Below are 16,416 nucleotides of genomic sequence, written 5' to 3'. Positions count from 1 at the left end.
TCAAGACCTCCAGATGGCGAACAGCTCGAGATGCGGATCGGTACGCAGCGTTCGCAGGGCGCGGGAGGCCTGCACCTTGACCGTGCCGAGGGAACACCCGAGCAGCTCGGCGGTCTGCTCGACGGTCAGGTCCTCGACGTAGCGCAGCACCACGACCGCCCGTTGCTGGCGGCTGAGTCGGGCCAGGGCACGCCGGAGGGCGTCGCGGTTCGCGGAGTCGCCGGCCATGTCGCCGTACCCGGGCTCGTCCGGTGGCGGACTCGGGATCTCCGCCCGCCAACGCCGTCGCCACCAGGAGACGTAGGTGGTGAACAGGGCCCGGCGCAGGTACGCCTCCGGGTGGTCGGCGTTGGCGATGGTGCCCCAGCGCCGCCAGGCGTCCGCCAGCACCGTCTGCAACAGGTCCTCGGCGCGTCCGGCGTCACCGGTGAGCAGCCAGGCGGACCGCAGCAACGCGTCGGAGCGCGCCGTGACGAACTCGGCGAAGCCCGCCGGCGGCGTCAGGTCCCGGGATCGTGGCATGTGAGTGTGTACCTCCCACCCGGTAGACGCTTCGGCGCGCACCGGAGGTAAACACGGTCGGCCGAGCGATCCGTTGAATTGATGTTCATCGAATGCCAGACTGTGGCTCGGTCGCGCGGGAGCCAGCGCTGACGAGCTCAGCCGGGTGGGGCACGCGGGGTGGGCACCTCCCTCGACGCTGCCCGTGGGTGGCGGCGAACAACCCCGCAACACCAAGGAGGTACGAATGCTCCGTACGTTCGGCACGATCCTCGCCACCGCCACACTGGCCCTGACCGGTTGGGCCGGCTCAGCCGGCGCGGCCGGTGCACCCGGCTCGAACGGCGCACCCGGCTCGATCGGCGCGTCCGGCTCGAACGGCGTATCCGGCTCGATCGGCGCGCCCGGTTCGGCCGGTGCCGCCGCGAGCACGCCCGCACCGACGCCCACGCCGACGTTCGCCTGTCCACCGGCCCTGCCGATCAGCGGCCAGGTGACCGGCGCGACCACCACCAGCCTGACGATCTCGTACTCGATGCTGCTCAGCCCGCCCTGCGGCTACGACCCGCCGATGCGGGTGACGTTGTTCGCCAGCCAGGCCGACGCCCAGCAGAAGCAGAACCCGGTGGCCTCGGCCGTCACCGGGCCGCAGCGCTACGGCACGGTGACCGTCACCGGGCTGACCCCCGACACCGAGTACTGGTTCCGGTTCAGCGACGCGGCCGGCACCTGGGACCCGTACCTCATCGGGGGACCGGCGCGGACCCTCGGGCAGGCGCAGGTGCAGTGCGCGGCGGCGATCACCGTGGACTCCAGTTGGGCCGGCGGATTCATGGCCACGGTCACCGTCCGCAACCCCGGTGACCGGCCGTTGCACAGCTGGCGGGTCGGCTGGCGGTGGTCCGCCGGCGAGCGGATCCAGACGCTCTGGGGCGGGGTGGCCGAGGGCACCGGGGACATCGTCTCGGTCCGCAACGCCACCTACAACGCGACGCTGCTCCCGGGCGGCTCGACGACCTTCGGGATGATCGTGGCGGCCGCCGCCGTGCCCGCAAGCATCACGACCACCTGTAGCCAGTAGGTGCCCGAACGGCCCGTCGGCACCTTCGCCGGCGGGCCGTTCGTCGTGCGCGGTCTGGCCGGTCGCCCGGTGCTCAGGCGCAGGGTGCGCCGTTGAGGGTGAAGGCGGTCGGCGGGCTGTTCGTGCCGGAGCTGCTGGCCAGGTATCCGAAGGTCACCGTGGCCCCCGGCGCGACGGTGGCGTTCCAGCCGGCGTTGCGGGCGGTGACCCCCGTGCCCTGCTGGCTGATCTCCGCGTTCCAGCCGCTGGTCACCCGCTGGTTGCCGGCGTACGTCCAGCCCACCGTCCAGCCGGCGACCGGGGCCGAACCGGTGTTGGTCACCGTCACGGTGGCGGTGAACCCGGTACCCCACTGGCTGTCCACCCGGTGGCTCACCGTGCAGGTGGCCGGCGGCTGGGTGGCCCCGAACGACACCCGGTGCAGCTGCCCCGGCAGGTCGTTGACCAGGTAGATCTCCCCGTCGCCGTTCAGCCCCAGACTGGTCGGCTGGATGGTCAGCTCGCCGAGCTGCCGGCTGGCGTACCCACCGGCGCCGTCGGGACGGATCACGAACGCGGTACCCGAGCAGTAGTCGGTGGCCAGGTACGTGCCGGTGGCGATGTCGGCGTACTCCGTACCCCGGTAGACGTGGCCGCCGATGATGGCGCACCCGTCGACGGAGGTCCGGTAGTGGTAGACCGGATCGACGTACGACGCGCCGGCCACGCAGCGGTCGGGGTTGAACACCTGGGGGCCCTCCCGGCAGGACCAGCCCAGGTTGGCACCCTGCTGTCCCGCGGTGAGGTGGTTGACCTCCTCGAAGGTGCCCTGCCCCACGTCGGCGATCCAGAGCGAGCCGTCGGCCGGATCGATGGAGAAGCGCCACGGGTTGCGCAGCCCGTACGCCCAGATCTCCGCCCGCGCCCCGGCGGTGCCGACGAACGGGTTGTCGGCCGGCACGCAGTACGGCCGCCCGTCGCAGCTACGGGAGACGTCCAGCCGCAGGATCTTGCCGAGCAGGGTGCCCAGGTCCTGCCCGCTGTTCAGCGGGTCGTCGGCGCTGCCGCCGTCACCGATACTCCAGTACAGGTACCCGTCGGGTCCGAACGTGACCTGCCCACCGTTGTGGTTGGCGAACTGCGCGTGCGGCTGGCTGAGCAGGATCTCCTCCCGGGCCGCCGGCACCGGCTGCTGCCCGGCGCTGTCCAGCACGAACCGGGACAGCGTCACCGCCCCGTCGGCCAGCGCGGTGTAGACCACGTAGACCGTCCGGCTGGTGGTGAACTCCGGCGAGGTCACGATCCCGAGCAGACCGCGCTCGTTGCCGCTGGTGGAGACCCGGTCGGTGAGGTCCAGCAGTGGGGTGGCGGCGAGCCCGTCCTGCTCGTCGTACACCCGCACGGTGCCGACCTTCTCGGTGATGAACAACCGCCCGGAGCCGTCGTCCGGAGCATGGATCGCGGTCGGCCGCCGCAGCCCGGCGGCGACCTGCGTCGTGCTCACCGTCAACCGCTCCAGCCCGGCGGCGACCTGCGTGGTGCTCACCGTCAACCGCTCCAGCGGTACGGCCGCCAGCGCGCCCACCTCAGCGGTGGCTCGCGTGGTGGTCGCCTTCGTGGCGGTGGTCTCGGTGGTGGCGGCCTTCGTGGCGGTGGTCGGGGCGTTCGGTGGTGCGGACTGCGCCGGTACGGCGGGCGGCACGAGTACCCCGGCCGCCACGACGAGCCCGGCAACGGCCGCCAGGGCGGCCCTACTGCCAGCAGGCATATCGACTCCAATCGTTGTCGGAGTCAATGTTCGGCGTCGGCAGCTTTCGATCTGTCCGCGTCCCGCAGTACGGGAGTGCTCCCGCCCCCGCCCTCCCACCTGCTGACACGCCAGCACGCTCGGCCCTGTCACCCCGGGGCGCCCACCCCGATCGGGCCTTGGTCTGGTCCGCCCGGCATGATCTGGTCCGCCCGGCTTGATCGACTCGGTTGGGCTGATGTGGCGGTATCCACGGTGCTTCGACCCAGCCATTTCGGCCCAACCGAGTCGATCAAGGCCCTGATCCCGGGAGCGCCCGGTCTTGCGCCGCCCGGTCAGTCAGGTAGCGACGTCGCGTCGGCGATTCTGCGGGGCCGGCTGCACGACCGGCTTCGTGCCCGTCTGGCCGGTAAGACGCTGTGCATCACGTTCGTGACGCTCGGAGAATTGACCACGTGGACCGTGCTGCGGAGTTGGGGTCCACGCAAGTTGGCTGACCTCGTGCAGTGGCGATCCGGCGTGGTGCTGTTGCCTTTCGACGAGGCGGTGGCGACGACGTGGGGGCAGCTCCAGGCGCGAGCACAGCACCGAGGACGTCCCCGTCCGACCAACGACTCCGGCACCCTGGGGCGTCAGGAGCTGACCGGCTAGGGAGCCCGGCCTCGACCACCGAGCGGATGTTCCTCGGACAGGGGCGGCCGGACGTGCCTCAGGTCCTTCGGGTCGGCTGCTCCGTGGACGGCAAAGTTGCGCCGGGCGTCGAGCAGGCTGAGGTTGCGGTTCGGGCCGCCTCGTACCAGCTCGGGCCTGGACCGGCATGCTGTGGAGCGGGCGACGGGAATCGAACCCGCGTAGTCAGTTTGGAAGACTGAAGCTCTACCATTGAGCTACGCCCGCGTACACCCCGCTAGGGGCGCGCCGACAGCGTACCCGGTCTCCGGGCCGGCCGTGCAGTCAGCTCACCCGCCGGGCGGGCCCGGGCGGCGCGGCGACGGCGGCCCCGGGGTCCCCGGCGGGCGCGGACGGCATAGACTGCACGTCGCCACGGGGTGTGGCGCAGCTTGGTAGCGCACTCGCTTTGGGAGCGAGGGGCCGTGGGTTCAAATCCCGCCACCCCGACTGTCGTCGGTGGGCCGCCTTCGCCGGTGGTCCGCCGGGCGCTGCCGAGCCGTCGGGCCGGCTCGCCTACACTCGATGGGCGCAATCCCTGCCGTGGCGACCGGTCGTCACCGCGAGACGCCCAGATTCAACCGAGATCCGTTCAAGGAGTACGCCTGTGAAGAGCACCGTCGAGACTCTGAGCCCGACGCGCGTGCGGCTCGCCATCGAGGTGCCGTTCGTCGAGCTCGAGCCGAGCCTCAAGAAGGCGTACCGGGAGATCGGCCAGCAGGTCCAGGTGCCCGGCTTCCGGCGCGGCAAGATCCCGGCCGCCGTGATCGACCAGCGGGTGGGCCGGGGTGCCGTGCTCAACGAGGTGGTGCAGGACGCCATCCCGCAGAACATCCTCGCCGCGGTCCGCGAGCACGACCTGAAGACCCTCGGCCGCCCCGAGGTCGAGATCACCGAGTTCAACGACGGTGACTCGCTCAACTTCACCGCCGAGGTGGACGTCCGCCCCGAGCTGACCCTGCCGGACCCGGCCACCATCGAGGTGACCGTGGACGAGCTGCAGATCGACGAGAGCGAGATCGACGACCAGGTCAAGGGCCTGCGGGAGCGGTTCGCCACGCTCAAGACCGTCGAGCGCGCCGCCGCCGAGGGCGACTACGTGCAGATCGACCTGAACGCCACCGTCGACGGCGAGGACGTGCCGGGCGGTTCGGCGAGCAACATCTCCCACGAGGTGGGCAGCAAGCAGCTCCTGCCGGGGCTGGACGAGGCCCTGGTCGGCCTGGCCGCCGGGGACAGCACCACCTTCACCACCCAGCTCGTCGGTGGCGACTTCGCCGGCCGGGAGGCCGACGTCGCGGTGACCGTCCGCACCGTCAAGGAGAAGGACCTGCCCGAGCTGAACGACGAGTTCGCGCAGCTGGCCAGCGAGTTCGACACCATCGAGGAGCTCCGGGCCGACCTTCGGGAGAAGGTCAGCAAGGGCAAGCGGGTCGAGCAGATCTACGCCGCCCGGGACAAGGCCCTGGAGCAGCTGGTCGCCGCCGCCGAGGTGCCCGCGCCGGAGGGCGTGGTCCGCGAGGAGGTCGAGAGCCGCAAGGCGGCCATGGTCGACCAGCTGGAGCGGATCGGCGCCTCGATGGAGGAGTACCTCGCCGCCGAGGAGAAGACCGAGGAGCAGATCGACGCCGAGCTGACCGAGGCGGCCACCGACGGGGTCAAGATCCAGCTGCTGCTGGACACCCTGGCCGACGCCGAGGACGTCCAGGTCTCCGACGACGAGTTCGGGCACGAGATCGTGCACCGGGCGCAGCGCGCCGGGATGCCCCCGCAGCAGTACTACGACCAGCTGGCCCGCTCCGGCGCGGCGGCCGCCGTCTTCGGCGACGTCCGGCGGGGCAAGGCGCTGGCCTCGGTGATGGAGCGCATCAAGATCAAGGACTCGGCCGGCAACGAGGTCACCCTCGACGCGCTGCGCGCCCAGGAAGAGGCCGAGCACAACCACGAGCACTGATCGTCCGGGTCGGGCCGTCGTCCGCCGCTCGCGGCGTTCGGCGGCCGAAACCCTTTTGCGGGTACGTCCGCAGCGCCCGGTGCGCTGAGAGCGAACAGTGCCCCGACCGGGGCGCTGCCGTCCGACTCAACGGTTAGTGTCGGGTACGACGGTACGGAGAGCGAAGGGCTGCCATGACCGACATGCACATCCCAAGGACGCCGAGCCGGGCGATCGAAGCCCGCGGTGGCGACTCAATTGGCAACCTCGACGACTCGGTCTACAACCGGTTGCTCAAGGAGCGGATCATCTTCCTGGGCAGCGAGGTCAACGACCAGGTGGCCAACCGCATCTGCGCGCAGCTGCTGCTGCTCGCGGCGGAGGACCCGGACCGGGACATCTTCCTCTGGATCAACTCGCCGGGTGGCTCGGTCTACTCCGGCATGGCGATCTACGACACCATGCAGTACATCGACAACGACGTGTCGACCGTGGCGATGGGCATGGCGGCCTCCATGGGCCAGCTGCTGCTCTGCGCGGGCACCAGGGGCAAGCGGTACGCCCTCCCGCACGCGCGGATCATGATGCACCAGCCCTCGGGCGGCATGGGCGGTACGGCCTCCGACATCGCCATCCAGGCTGAGCAGATGCTCTACACCAAGCGGATGTTCCAGGAGCGGGTGGCGCACCACACCGGCCAGGACCAGGCCCAGATCGAGGCGGACTCGGATCGGGACCGCTGGTTCACCGCCCAGGAGGCGATGGACTACGGCTTCATCGACAAGGTGATCACCGGAGCCACCCAGGTTCCGGAAGGCGCCGGGACCCTGAGCTGAGGAGCTGACGATGACCGACCTGAGTTTGCCGCCCCAGTTCGCGGCCGTGCACAACCGTTACGTCCTGCCGTCGTTCGTCGAGCGCACCTCGTACGGGGTCAAGGAGTCCAACCCGTACAACAAGCTCTTCGAGGACCGGATCATCTTCCTCGGCGTCCAGGTGGACGACGCGTCGGCCAACGACGTGATGGCCCAGCTGCTCACGCTGGAGGGCACCGACCCGGACCGCGACATCATCATGTACATCAACTCGCCGGGTGGTTCGTTCACCGCGATGACGGCGATCTACGACACCATGCAGTACGTCCGGCCGGACATCCAGACCGTCTGCCTCGGGCAGGCGGCCAGCGCGGCGGCGGTGCTGCTCGCGGCGGGCACCCCGGGCAAGCGGATGGCGCTGCCGAACTCGCGGATCATCATCCACCAGCCCGCCACCGAGGGTGGGTACGGGCAGGGCTCGGACATCGAGATCCAGGCCCGGGAGATCCTGCGGATGCGGACGCAGCTGGAGGACATGCTCTCCCGGCACTGCAACCGCCCGATCGACCTGGTCCGCAAGGACATCGACCGTGACAAGATCATGACGGCCGAGGAGTCCAAGGAGTACGGGCTGGTCGACACCATCCTGACCAGCCGCAAGAAGGGTCTGCTGGCCTCCAGCGCCGCCAGCTGAGAGAGTTTCGGGTCAGAGGTCGACCCGGGAGCGACGTTCCCGGTCGGCCTCTGACACACCCGTTTTGGGGGTCGGAGAAACCTTCCCCAGCGGGTAACGTCGGGTCCGTACCGCTTCGTTGGGTCGGACCGGCGAGGTCAGGCAGGGACGACGGACCGCAAGGTTCGCAGGTCAGGGCCGGTGCTCCGGCCGATGAGTGCAGGGAGAACGTAGGTGGCACGGATCGGTGACGGCGGCGACCTACTCAAGTGCTCCTTCTGCGGCAAGTCGCAGAAGCAGGTCAAGAAGCTCATCGCGGGGCCCGGGGTCTACATCTGCGACGAGTGCATCGATCTCTGTAACGAGATCATCGAGGAGGAGTTGGCCGAGTCCGGCGAGGTGAAGTGGGAAGAGCTTCCCAAGCCGATGGAGATCTGCCAGTTCCTCGACAACTACGTCATCGGTCAGGACCAGGCCAAGAAGGCGCTCGCCGTCGCGGTCTACAACCACTACAAGCGCATCCAGGCCGAGGCGGCCAACGCGCCGGGCTCCGGCCACGAGGGCGTCGAGGTGGCCAAGTCCAACATCCTGCTGATCGGGCCGACCGGGTGTGGCAAGACCCACCTCGGGCAGACCCTCGCCCGGATGCTCAACGTCCCGTTCGCGATCGCCGACGCCACCGCGCTCACCGAGGCCGGCTACGTCGGTGAGGACGTGGAGAACATCCTCCTCAAGCTGATCCAGGCCGCGGACTACGACATCAAGCGCGCCGAGACCGGCATCATCTACATCGACGAGGTCGACAAGATCGCCCGTAAGTCGGAGAACCCGTCGATCACCCGCGACGTCTCCGGCGAGGGCGTCCAGCAGGCTCTGCTCAAGATCCTTGAGGGCACCGTGGCGAACGTCCCGCCGCAGGGTGGACGCAAGCACCCCCACCAGGAGTTCATCCAGATCGACACCACAAACGTGCTGTTCATCCTGGGTGGAGCCTTCGCGGGGCTGGACCAGATCATCGAGTCGCGCACCGGCAAGGGCGGCACCGGCTTCGGCGCCCGGCTACGGGCGGTCTCCGAGCGCTCCACCGACGACATCCTCAGCCAGGTGATGCCGGAGGACATGCTCAAGTTCGGGCTGATCCCCGAGTTCATCGGCCGACTGCCGGTGATCACCAACGTACGCAGCCTGGACCGCACCGCCCTGGTGCAGATCCTCACCGAGCCGCGCAACGCGCTTGTCAAGCAGTACCAACGCCTCCTGGAGCTCGACGGCGTCGAGCTGGAGTTCGAGCCGCCGGCGCTGGAGGCCATCGCCGACCAGGCGATGCTGCGTGGCACCGGGGCCCGGGGTCTGCGCGCCATCATGGAGGAGGTCCTGCTCTCCGTGATGTACGAGGTGCCGAGCAACCCGGACGCCGCCCGGGTGCTGATCACCCGCGAGGTGGTCCTGGAGAACGTCAACCCGACGATCGTGCCCCGCGAGTTCACCGGTCGCCGGGCCCGCCGGGAGCGCGAGGAGAAGTCCGCCTGAGTCGCCCCACCGGCCGCCATCCGTCGACGCTCTCCGTCGCACCGGATGGCGGCCGTACGCTTCCTAACCGCCGCCACCGCCACCGGCGGCCGAGCCCGTGGACCGTCGTCCCGACGGCGGCCCGACCCGCCGAGCCGCCACCTGCGGGCGGCCGTAGCCCTGAGCCGCCGGCTGTGCGAGCGGCCGTACCCCTGAGCCGCCGTCTGTGGGCGGCTGTACCCCTGAGCCGCCGTCTGCGGCGGTTGCGCCGCCGAGTCGCCCTGCCGGTGGTCGGATACCCGAGCCCGCCGCCTGCCGGCGGCCGTACCGCCGAGGAGCGCCATGCGTGTCGCCGTCTGCCAGCTGAACGCCCGCGACGACCGGACGGCGAACCTGGCCGCCGCGGAGGCCCTGCTGGTCCGCGCCGCTGACGCCGGCGCCGACCTCGCCGTCCTACCGGAGTACGTCGACTACCTCGGCCCCGCGGCCGGGCTGCCCGAGCCGGAACCGGTCGACGGCGTGGTGGGTACGTTCTTCGCCGAGGTGGCGGGCCGGCTGGGCATCTGGGTCGTCGCCGGCTCCTTCCACGAGGTCGGCCCGGACCCCGAGCACACCTACAACACCTCCCTGGTCTTCGACCGGTCCGGCGCCCTCGCCGCCAGCTACCGCAAGATCCACCTGTACGACGTGGAGATCCCCGGCCGGGTCTCCTACCGGGAGTCGGCGACGGTGGCGGCGGGGGACGAGCCGGTGGTGGTCACCGTCGACGGGGTCCGGGTGGGGCTGTCCATCTGTTACGATCTGCGCTTCCCCGAGCTGTACCGGCAACTGGCCACCGACGGTGGCGCCCAACTGCTCGTCGTGCCGGCGGCGTTCATGATGCACACCGGGCGGGACCACTGGGAGGTGCTGCTGCGGGCGCGGGCGATCGAGAACCAGTGTTTCGTCGTGGCCGCCGGCCAGACGGGGGACCACGATCCCGGCCGGACCTGCTTCGGGCGCAGCATGGTGGTCGACCCGTGGGGGACCGTGCTCGGTCAGGTGCCGGACGGCCCGGGGCTCAGCGTCGTCGACGTCGACCTCGACCAGCTGGACCGGATCCGTGCCGAGCTGCCCAGCCTGGCCAACCGCCGGCTCTGAGCCGTCCGGGGGCGCTGAACAGATCACCGGCCCTGCCAATCGCGGGTGCTGGCACCGGCGCTGGCGCCGGGCCGACCACCGCGGTGAGCCGCGCGGGGGCCGGGGGCCCGACGCCACGAGGCGAGCGCGGGGCGGCGAGTTCAGCCGACGGGGTGAGCTAACCCTGTAGCAGGACCCCCAGCAGTGCGAAGCCCGCGATGGCGGCGGCGGTGACCAGCAGGGCAGTCGTCATCCGGGAGGGGCCCCGGCGGGCCAGTCGCCCGATCGACATCACGACGGCGACCAGGACCACCGCCCCGATGACCACCTGCCAGAAGGGTACGAGGAGGCCGAGGAGCGCCTCCTCGGCGAGCGCCGGTGACCTGCCCACGTCATCCATGTCTGACACTCTGGCACGGGAGGCCACCGCATAGGCCGTCCCGCGGGCATCATGAGCCCTGAGTGACCTCCCGGCGCCGGTGGGACGGGTAGCACCCGCGGGCCGGAACTGGCGGAGGACGTCGCGTCAGGATGATTGACGATCATTGATTTGCCTTCTCCGGGGCGGACGCGTAACTTTCTCTCTGCACGGGGGAGGCCAGGGCAAACCGGCCGAGAACGGGCACCAGGATCGTGGCGGAGACGCCGAGCGAGGCTGGGATCGGGCGGTGCGAAGAACTCAGCAAGATGGAGTTGCAATCGCGAAGCCGACCGGGTAGAGTGCTGAAGCCGGCAGGGAGCCGGGCGGGTCGCCACGAGAGTGGTGATCGGCCGGTCTGCCGATTCACACGACAGAAACGACCGCCGGATACGGCGTGCGTCAGCGTGGAAAGAGCTGGTAGAAGGTGAGACTTCCACTGCGAAGTTGACGCGGAAAACCGGTTCGGGTAGGTTAGAGCGGTTGCCCCAGACAGGGCCCCGAAAGATTCGGGTTTCTGGTTGGTGTGTGGTTGTTCTTTGAGAACTCAACAGGGTGCTTGATAAGCCAGTGCCAATTGTTTTATACCCCGGGCTGGCCGGTTTCGATCGGTTGGTTTCGGATTCCTTTGGCAACATGTTGTTTGTTGTCGGGGTTGATTTTTCGACAAGTTTTTGTTGGAGAGTTTGATCCTGGCTCAGGACGAACGCTGGCGGCGTGCTTAACACATGCAAGTCGAGCGGAAAGGCCCTTCGGGGTACTCGAGCGGCGAACGGGTGAGTAACACGTGAGCAACCTGCCCCAGGCTTTGGGATAACCCCGGGAAACCGGGGCTAATACCGAATATTACTGCTGATCGCATGGTTGGTGGTGGAAAGTTTTTCGGCTTGGGATGGGCTCGCGGCCTATCAGCTTGTTGGTGGGGTGATGGCCTACCAAGGCGACGACGGGTAGCCGGCCTGAGAGGGCGACCGGCCACACTGGGACTGAGACACGGCCCAGACTCCTACGGGAGGCAGCAGTGGGGAATATTGCACAATGGGCGGAAGCCTGATGCAGCGACGCCGCGTGAGGGATGACGGCCTTCGGGTTGTAAACCTCTTTCAGCAGGGACGAAGCGCAAGTGACGGTACCTGCAGAAGAAGCACCGGCCAACTACGTGCCAGCAGCCGCGGTAAGACGTAGGGTGCGAGCGTTGTCCGGATTTATTGGGCGTAAAGAGCTCGTAGGCGGCTTGTCGCGTCGACTGTGAAAACCCGCAGCTCAACTGCGGGCTTGCAGTCGATACGGGCAGGCTAGAGTTCGGTAGGGGAGACTGGAATTCCTGGTGTAGCGGTGAAATGCGCAGATATCAGGAGGAACACCGGTGGCGAAGGCGGGTCTCTGGGCCGATACTGACGCTGAGGAGCGAAAGCGTGGGGAGCGAACAGGATTAGATACCCTGGTAGTCCACGCTGTAAACGTTGGGCGCTAGGTGTGGGGGGCCTCTCCGGTTCTCTGTGCCGCAGCTAACGCATTAAGCGCCCCGCCTGGGGAGTACGGCCGCAAGGCTAAAACTCAAAGGAATTGACGGGGGCCCGCACAAGCGGCGGAGCATGCGGATTAATTCGATGCAACGCGAAGAACCTTACCTGGGTTTGACATGGCCGCAAAACCTCCAGAGATGGGGGGTCCTTCGGGGGCGGTCACAGGTGGTGCATGGCTGTCGTCAGCTCGTGTCGTGAGATGTTGGGTTAAGTCCCGCAACGAGCGCAACCCTCGTTCGATGTTGCCAGCGCGTTATGGCGGGGACTCATCGAAGACTGCCGGGGTCAACTCGGAGGAAGGTGGGGATGACGTCAAGTCATCATGCCCCTTATGTCCAGGGCTTCACGCATGCTACAATGGCCGGTACAATGGGCTGCGATACCGTGAGGTGGAGCGAATCCCAAAAAGCCGGTCTCAGTTCGGATCGGGGTCTGCAACTCGACCCCGTGAAGTCGGAGTCGCTAGTAATCGCAGATCAGCAACGCTGCGGTGAATACGTTCCCGGGCCTTGTACACACCGCCCGTCACGTCACGAAAGTCGGCAACACCCGAAGCCGGTGGCCCAACCCTTGTGGAGGGAGCCGTCGAAGGTGGGGCTGGCGATTGGGACGAAGTCGTAACAAGGTAGCCGTACCGGAAGGTGCGGCTGGATCACCTCCTTTCTAAGGAGCACCTTCCGACGAAAGTCGGTAAGGAGCCCGCACTGCCCGAATGTGGTGGTGGGGTGCTCGAATGGCGGAGACACTGGTGAGTTTTCTCCTGGCAACGGTCAGGGTCGTCTAGTACAGCTGCTTTTCGGAGTGGTGGGAACGGTGATCCTGGTGCGGCTGGGTAGAGGCGGAGAGCACCCTGTTGGGTCCTGAAGGAACAACCATGGTTGTTTTTTCAGAGCCTTGTGATGAGGTTGCCAGGCATGGCCTGGCCTCGCATACCGGATCCTGGTGGGTTGCTGGTGTGGGGTTGGTGGGTTGTGGGTTGGTCGTTTGTTGAGAATTGCACAGTGGACGCGAGCATCTTTGTGGTCAAGTTGTCAAGGGCGAACGGTGGATGCCTTGGCACCAGGAGCCGATGAAGGACGTGGGAGGCCGCGATAGGCCTGGGGGAGCTGTCAACCAAGCTGTGATCCCAGGGTGTCCGAATGGGGAAACCTGGCATCAGTCATGTGATGTCACCCGCATCTGAATACATAGGGTGTGTGGGGGGAACGCGGGGAAGTGAAACATCTCAGTACCCGTAGGAAGAGAAAACAATTTAGTGATTCCGTGAGTAGTGGCGAGCGAAAGCGGATTGAGGCTAAACCGGTTGCGTGTGATACCTGTCAGGGGTTGCGTGGTCGGGGTTGTGGGACCCTGCTACACGAGCTGACACTCGTGTGAGGAGTGATAAAGCCAGTTGCTAGCTGAACAGTCTGGGAAGGCTGACCGTAGTCGGTGAGAGTCCGGTAGGTGAAAGTGGCTGGTCTTCTGTGGGTGTTCCCGAGTAGCGGCGGACTCCTGAAATCTGCCGTGAATCTGCCAGGACCACCTGGTAAGCCTAAATACTTCCTGGTGACCGATAGCGGACGAGTACCGTGAGGGAATGGTGAAAAGTACCCCGGGAGGGGAGTGAAATAGTACCTGAAACCGTTCGCCTACAATCCGTCGGAGCCTTTAGGGGTGACGGCGTGCCTTTTGAAGAATGAGCCTGCGAGTTAGTGGCATGTGGCGAGGTTAACCCGTGTGGGGGAGCCGTAGCGAAAGCGAGTCTGAATAGGGCGTTTGAGTCGCATGCTCTAGACCCGAAGCGGAGTGATCTAGCCATGGGCAGGCTGAAGCGTGGGTAAGACTACGTGGAGGGCCGAACCCACCAACGTTGAAAAGTTGGGGGATGACCTGTGGTTAGGGGTGAAAGGCCAATCAAACTCCGTGATAGCTGGTTCTCCCCGAAATGCATTTAGGTGCAGCGTCGTGTGTTTCTTGCCGGAGGTAGAGCACTGGATGGTCTAGGGGGCCCACAAGCTTACCGAAATCAGCCAAACTCCGAATGCCGGTAAGTGAGAGCGCGGCAGTGAGACTGCGGGGGATAAGCTTCGTAGTCGAGAGGGAAACAGCCCAGATCACCAGCTAAGGCCCCTAAGCGTGTGCTAAGTGGAAAAGGATGTGGGATCGCATAGACAACCAGGAGGTTGGCTTAGAAGCAGCCACCCTTTAAAGAGTGCGTAATAGCTCACTGGTCAAGTGGTTCCGCGCCGACAATGTAGCGGGGCTCAAGTACACCGCCGAAGCTGTGGCATTCACATTTTTACTTCGTCCCCGTCTTTGGGTGGGGGTGCAGGTGTGTGGATGGGTAGGGGAGCGTCGTGCCGGGGGTGAAGCAGCCGAGTGATCGAGTTGTGGACGCGGCACGAGTGAGAATGCAGGCATGAGTAGCGAAAGAAGGGTGAGAAACCCTTCCGCCGGATGACCAAGGGTTCCAGGGCCAGGCTAATCCGCCCTGGGTGAGTCGGGACCTAAGGCGAGGCCGAGAGGCGTAGTCGATGGACAACGGGTTGATATTCCCGTACCCGCGAAAGAGCGTCCCTGATGAACTTCGTTGTGCTAACCATCCGAACTGCTTGAGGCCTTCGGGTTGATGGTGGGGAGCGTGGGAACCTGGCGGGTAGTAGTCAAGCGATGGGGTGACGCAGGAAGGTAGCTGATCCCGGCCGGTGGTTGTGCCGGGGTAAGCGTGTAGGCCGTGCCATAGGCAAATCCGTGGCGCATGAGGCTGAGACGTGATGCCGAGCCGATTCAGGTGAAGTCAGTGATCCTATGCTGCCGAGAAAAGCCTCTAGCGAGTTCTTAGCGGCCCGTACCCCAAACCGACACAGGTGGTCAGGTAGAGAATACCGAGGCGATCGGGCGAACTGTGGTTAAGGAACTCGGCAAATTGCCCCCGTAACTTAGGGAGAAGGGGGGCCGGAGACGTGAAGCCCCGCGCGGGTGGAGCGTTGTATGGCCGCAGAGAGCAGGGGGAAGCGACTGTTTACTAAAAACACAGGTCCATGCGAAGAAGTAATTCGATGTATATGGACTGACGCCTGCCCGGTGCTGGAACGTTAAGGGGACCTGTTAGCTCTTCGGGGCGAAGCGGAGAACTTAAGCGCCAGTAAACGGCGGTGGTAACTATAACCATCCTAAGGTAGCGAAATTCCTTGTCGGGTAAGTTCCGACCTGCACGAATGGCGTAACGACTTCCCCACTGTCTCAACCACAGGCCCGGCGAAATTGCATTACGAGTAAAGATGCTCGTTACGCGCGGCAGGACGGAAAGACCCCGGGACCTTTACTATAGCTTGACATTGGTATCCGAATTAGCTTGTGTAGGATAGGTGGGAGCCGGTGAAGTCCATACGCCAGTATGGGTGGAGGCAATCTTGAAATACCACTCTGGTTGATTTGGGTATCTAACTTCGGGCCGTGATCCGGTTCAGGGACAGTGTCTGGTGGGTAGTTTAACTGGGGCGGTTGCCTCCTAAAGGGTAACGGAGGCGCCCAAAGGTTCCCTCAGCCTGGTTGGCAATCAGGTGTTGAGTGCAAGTGCACAAGGGAGCTTGACTGTGAGACTGACAGGTCGAGCAGGGACGAAAGTCGGGACTAGTGATCCGGCACTTGCGTGTGGAAGCGGTGTCGCTCAACGGATAAAAGGTACCCCGGGGATAACAGGCTGATCTTCCCCAAGAGTCCATATCGACGGGATGGTTTGGCACCTCGATGTCGGCTCGTCGCATCCTGGGGCTGTAGCAGGTCCCAAGGGTTGGGCTGTTCGCCCATTAAAGCGGTACGCGAGCTGGGTTTAGAACGTCGTGAGACAGTTCGGTCCCTATCCGCCGTGCGCGTAGGATACTTGAGAAGGGCTGTCCCTAGTACGAGAGGACCGGGACGGACGAACCTCTGGTGTGCCAGTTGTCCCGCCAGGGGCACGGCTGGTTAGCTACGTTCGGAAGGGATAACCGCTGAAAGCATCTAAGCGGGAAGCTCGCTTCAAGATGAGGTATCCCATCCACCTTTGGTGGAGTAAGGCCCCCAGCTAGACGACTGGGTTGATAGGCCGGAAATGTAAGCTCGGTAACGGGTTGAGTTGACCGGTACTAATAGGCCGAGGACTTGACTACGAAGCTGCTACGCGTCCACTGTGCAACTCTTGACAAACGAACGACATCACCGTGTGTGGGTGTTGTTTGATATGTCGATAGGGTTACGGCGGTCATGGCGGAAGGGAAACGCCCGGTTACATTCCGAACCCGGAAGCTAAGCCTTCCAGCGCCGATGGTACTGCACTCGGGAGGGTGTGGGAGAGTAGGACACCGCCGGACATTCTTACAGTGAGGGTCATCCCGACAGGGATGGCCCTCACTGCTGTTTCCAGCCCGAGACACGCGGTGCCCGCCCGCCGGGGCAGGCGGCCGCGGAAGCGCAGCACCGGCG

Annotated in this window: 11 protein-coding genes, 2 tRNA genes and 3 rRNA genes; 11 read left to right on the top strand and 5 right to left on the bottom strand. The window is 66.0% G+C overall.

What is annotated here, in order from left to right; genetic code table 11:
* A complete protein-coding gene (locus tag GA0070617_RS23235; protein WP_091442575.1) occupies positions 1 to 522 on the bottom strand; it encodes a SigE family RNA polymerase sigma factor in 522 nt (173 codons plus the stop codon).
* Positions 523 to 748: 226 nt separating this feature from the next.
* On the opposite strand from GA0070617_RS23235, the gene GA0070617_RS32085 reads away from it, so the two are divergent.
* On the top strand, positions 749 to 1,582 hold the full coding sequence (locus GA0070617_RS32085) for a cellulose binding domain-containing protein (protein WP_091447118.1): 834 nt from the start codon (positions 749 to 751) through the stop codon (positions 1,580 to 1,582).
* 73 nt (positions 1,583 to 1,655) lie between these two features.
* On the opposite strand, the gene GA0070617_RS23225 is transcribed toward GA0070617_RS32085, so the two are convergent.
* The gene (locus GA0070617_RS23225; RefSeq protein WP_091442571.1) at positions 1,656 to 3,329 is read right to left on the bottom strand and encodes a PQQ-dependent sugar dehydrogenase; all 1,674 of its coding nucleotides are present in this window, start codon (positions 3,327 to 3,329) and stop codon (positions 1,656 to 1,658) included.
* A 177-nt stretch (positions 3,330 to 3,506) separates the two neighbouring features.
* On the opposite strand from GA0070617_RS23225, the gene GA0070617_RS23220 reads away from it, so the two are divergent.
* Positions 3,507 to 3,959, top strand: a complete 453-nt coding sequence (locus tag GA0070617_RS23220) for a PIN domain-containing protein (RefSeq protein WP_229688506.1) — start codon at positions 3,507 to 3,509, stop codon at positions 3,957 to 3,959.
* On the opposite strand, the gene GA0070617_RS32455 is transcribed toward GA0070617_RS23220, so the two are convergent.
* Together GA0070617_RS32455 and GA0070617_RS23210 are read right to left on the bottom strand one after the other, a co-directional pair.
* Positions 3,956 to 4,108, bottom strand: coding sequence for a CPCC family cysteine-rich protein (locus tag GA0070617_RS32455; protein WP_373868386.1), 153 nt, complete (start codon positions 4,106 to 4,108; stop codon positions 3,956 to 3,958). The genes GA0070617_RS23220 and GA0070617_RS32455 overlap by 4 nt on opposite strands.
* Positions 4,109 to 4,131: 23 nt before the next feature.
* A tRNA-Gly gene (locus GA0070617_RS23210) sits at positions 4,132 to 4,205 on the bottom strand.
* Between the two features lie 148 nt (positions 4,206 to 4,353).
* Between GA0070617_RS23210 and GA0070617_RS23205 the strand changes: the two genes are divergently transcribed.
* The 6 genes from GA0070617_RS23205 to GA0070617_RS23180 all read left to right on the top strand — a co-directional run bounded on the left by GA0070617_RS23205 (position 4,354) and on the right by GA0070617_RS23180 (position 10,047).
* A tRNA-Pro gene (locus GA0070617_RS23205) sits at positions 4,354 to 4,427 on the top strand.
* Between the two features lie 157 nt (positions 4,428 to 4,584).
* Entirely contained in the window at positions 4,585 to 5,931 is a 1,347-nt protein-coding gene (gene tig, locus GA0070617_RS23200) for a trigger factor (protein WP_175440628.1), read from the top strand.
* A 173-nt stretch (positions 5,932 to 6,104) separates the two neighbouring features.
* Positions 6,105 to 6,746, top strand: coding sequence for an ATP-dependent Clp protease proteolytic subunit (locus GA0070617_RS23195; RefSeq protein WP_091442563.1), 642 nt, complete (start codon positions 6,105 to 6,107; stop codon positions 6,744 to 6,746).
* Positions 6,747 to 6,756: 10 nt separating this feature from the next.
* Positions 6,757 to 7,419: an ATP-dependent Clp protease proteolytic subunit gene (locus GA0070617_RS23190; protein ID WP_091442560.1), complete on the top strand. Its 663-nt coding sequence runs from the start codon at positions 6,757 to 6,759 to the stop codon at positions 7,417 to 7,419.
* 213 nt (positions 7,420 to 7,632) lie between these two features.
* On the top strand, positions 7,633 to 8,928 hold the full coding sequence (gene clpX, locus GA0070617_RS23185; RefSeq protein ID WP_091442555.1) for an ATP-dependent Clp protease ATP-binding subunit ClpX: 1,296 nt from the start codon (positions 7,633 to 7,635) through the stop codon (positions 8,926 to 8,928).
* Positions 8,929 to 9,249: 321 nt separating this feature from the next.
* Positions 9,250 to 10,047 (top strand): carbon-nitrogen hydrolase family protein, encoded by a 798-nt coding sequence (locus tag GA0070617_RS23180; RefSeq protein ID WP_091442552.1) that lies wholly within the window; start codon positions 9,250 to 9,252, stop codon positions 10,045 to 10,047.
* A 157-nt stretch (positions 10,048 to 10,204) separates the two neighbouring features.
* Here GA0070617_RS23180 and GA0070617_RS23175 read toward each other — a convergent pair whose 3' ends face one another.
* Positions 10,205 to 10,426: a hypothetical protein gene (locus GA0070617_RS23175; RefSeq protein ID WP_091442549.1), complete on the bottom strand. Its 222-nt coding sequence runs from the start codon at positions 10,424 to 10,426 to the stop codon at positions 10,205 to 10,207.
* 692 nt (positions 10,427 to 11,118) lie between these two features.
* Here GA0070617_RS23175 and GA0070617_RS23170 point away from each other — a divergent pair.
* From GA0070617_RS23170 to rrf, 3 genes are all read left to right on the top strand, one after another.
* A 16S ribosomal RNA gene (locus tag GA0070617_RS23170) occupies positions 11,119 to 12,633 on the top strand.
* A 358-nt stretch (positions 12,634 to 12,991) separates the two neighbouring features.
* Positions 12,992 to 16,103: ribosomal RNA gene (locus GA0070617_RS23165) — 23S ribosomal RNA — on the top strand.
* Positions 16,104 to 16,187: 84 nt separating this feature from the next.
* A 5S ribosomal RNA gene (gene rrf / locus GA0070617_RS23160) occupies positions 16,188 to 16,304 on the top strand.
* Together the 16S, 23S and 5S rRNA genes form the textbook arrangement of a ribosomal RNA operon.
* The last annotated feature ends 112 nt before the right edge of the window (positions 16,305 to 16,416 follow it).

It is taken from the genome of Micromonospora yangpuensis (genome assembly GCF_900091615.1).
In the GTDB taxonomy this organism is placed as follows: domain Bacteria; phylum Actinomycetota; class Actinomycetes; order Mycobacteriales; family Micromonosporaceae; genus Micromonospora; species Micromonospora yangpuensis.
The sequence above is the reverse complement of the archived record's forward strand: the minus strand, read 5'-3'. Positions and strand labels throughout refer to the sequence as shown.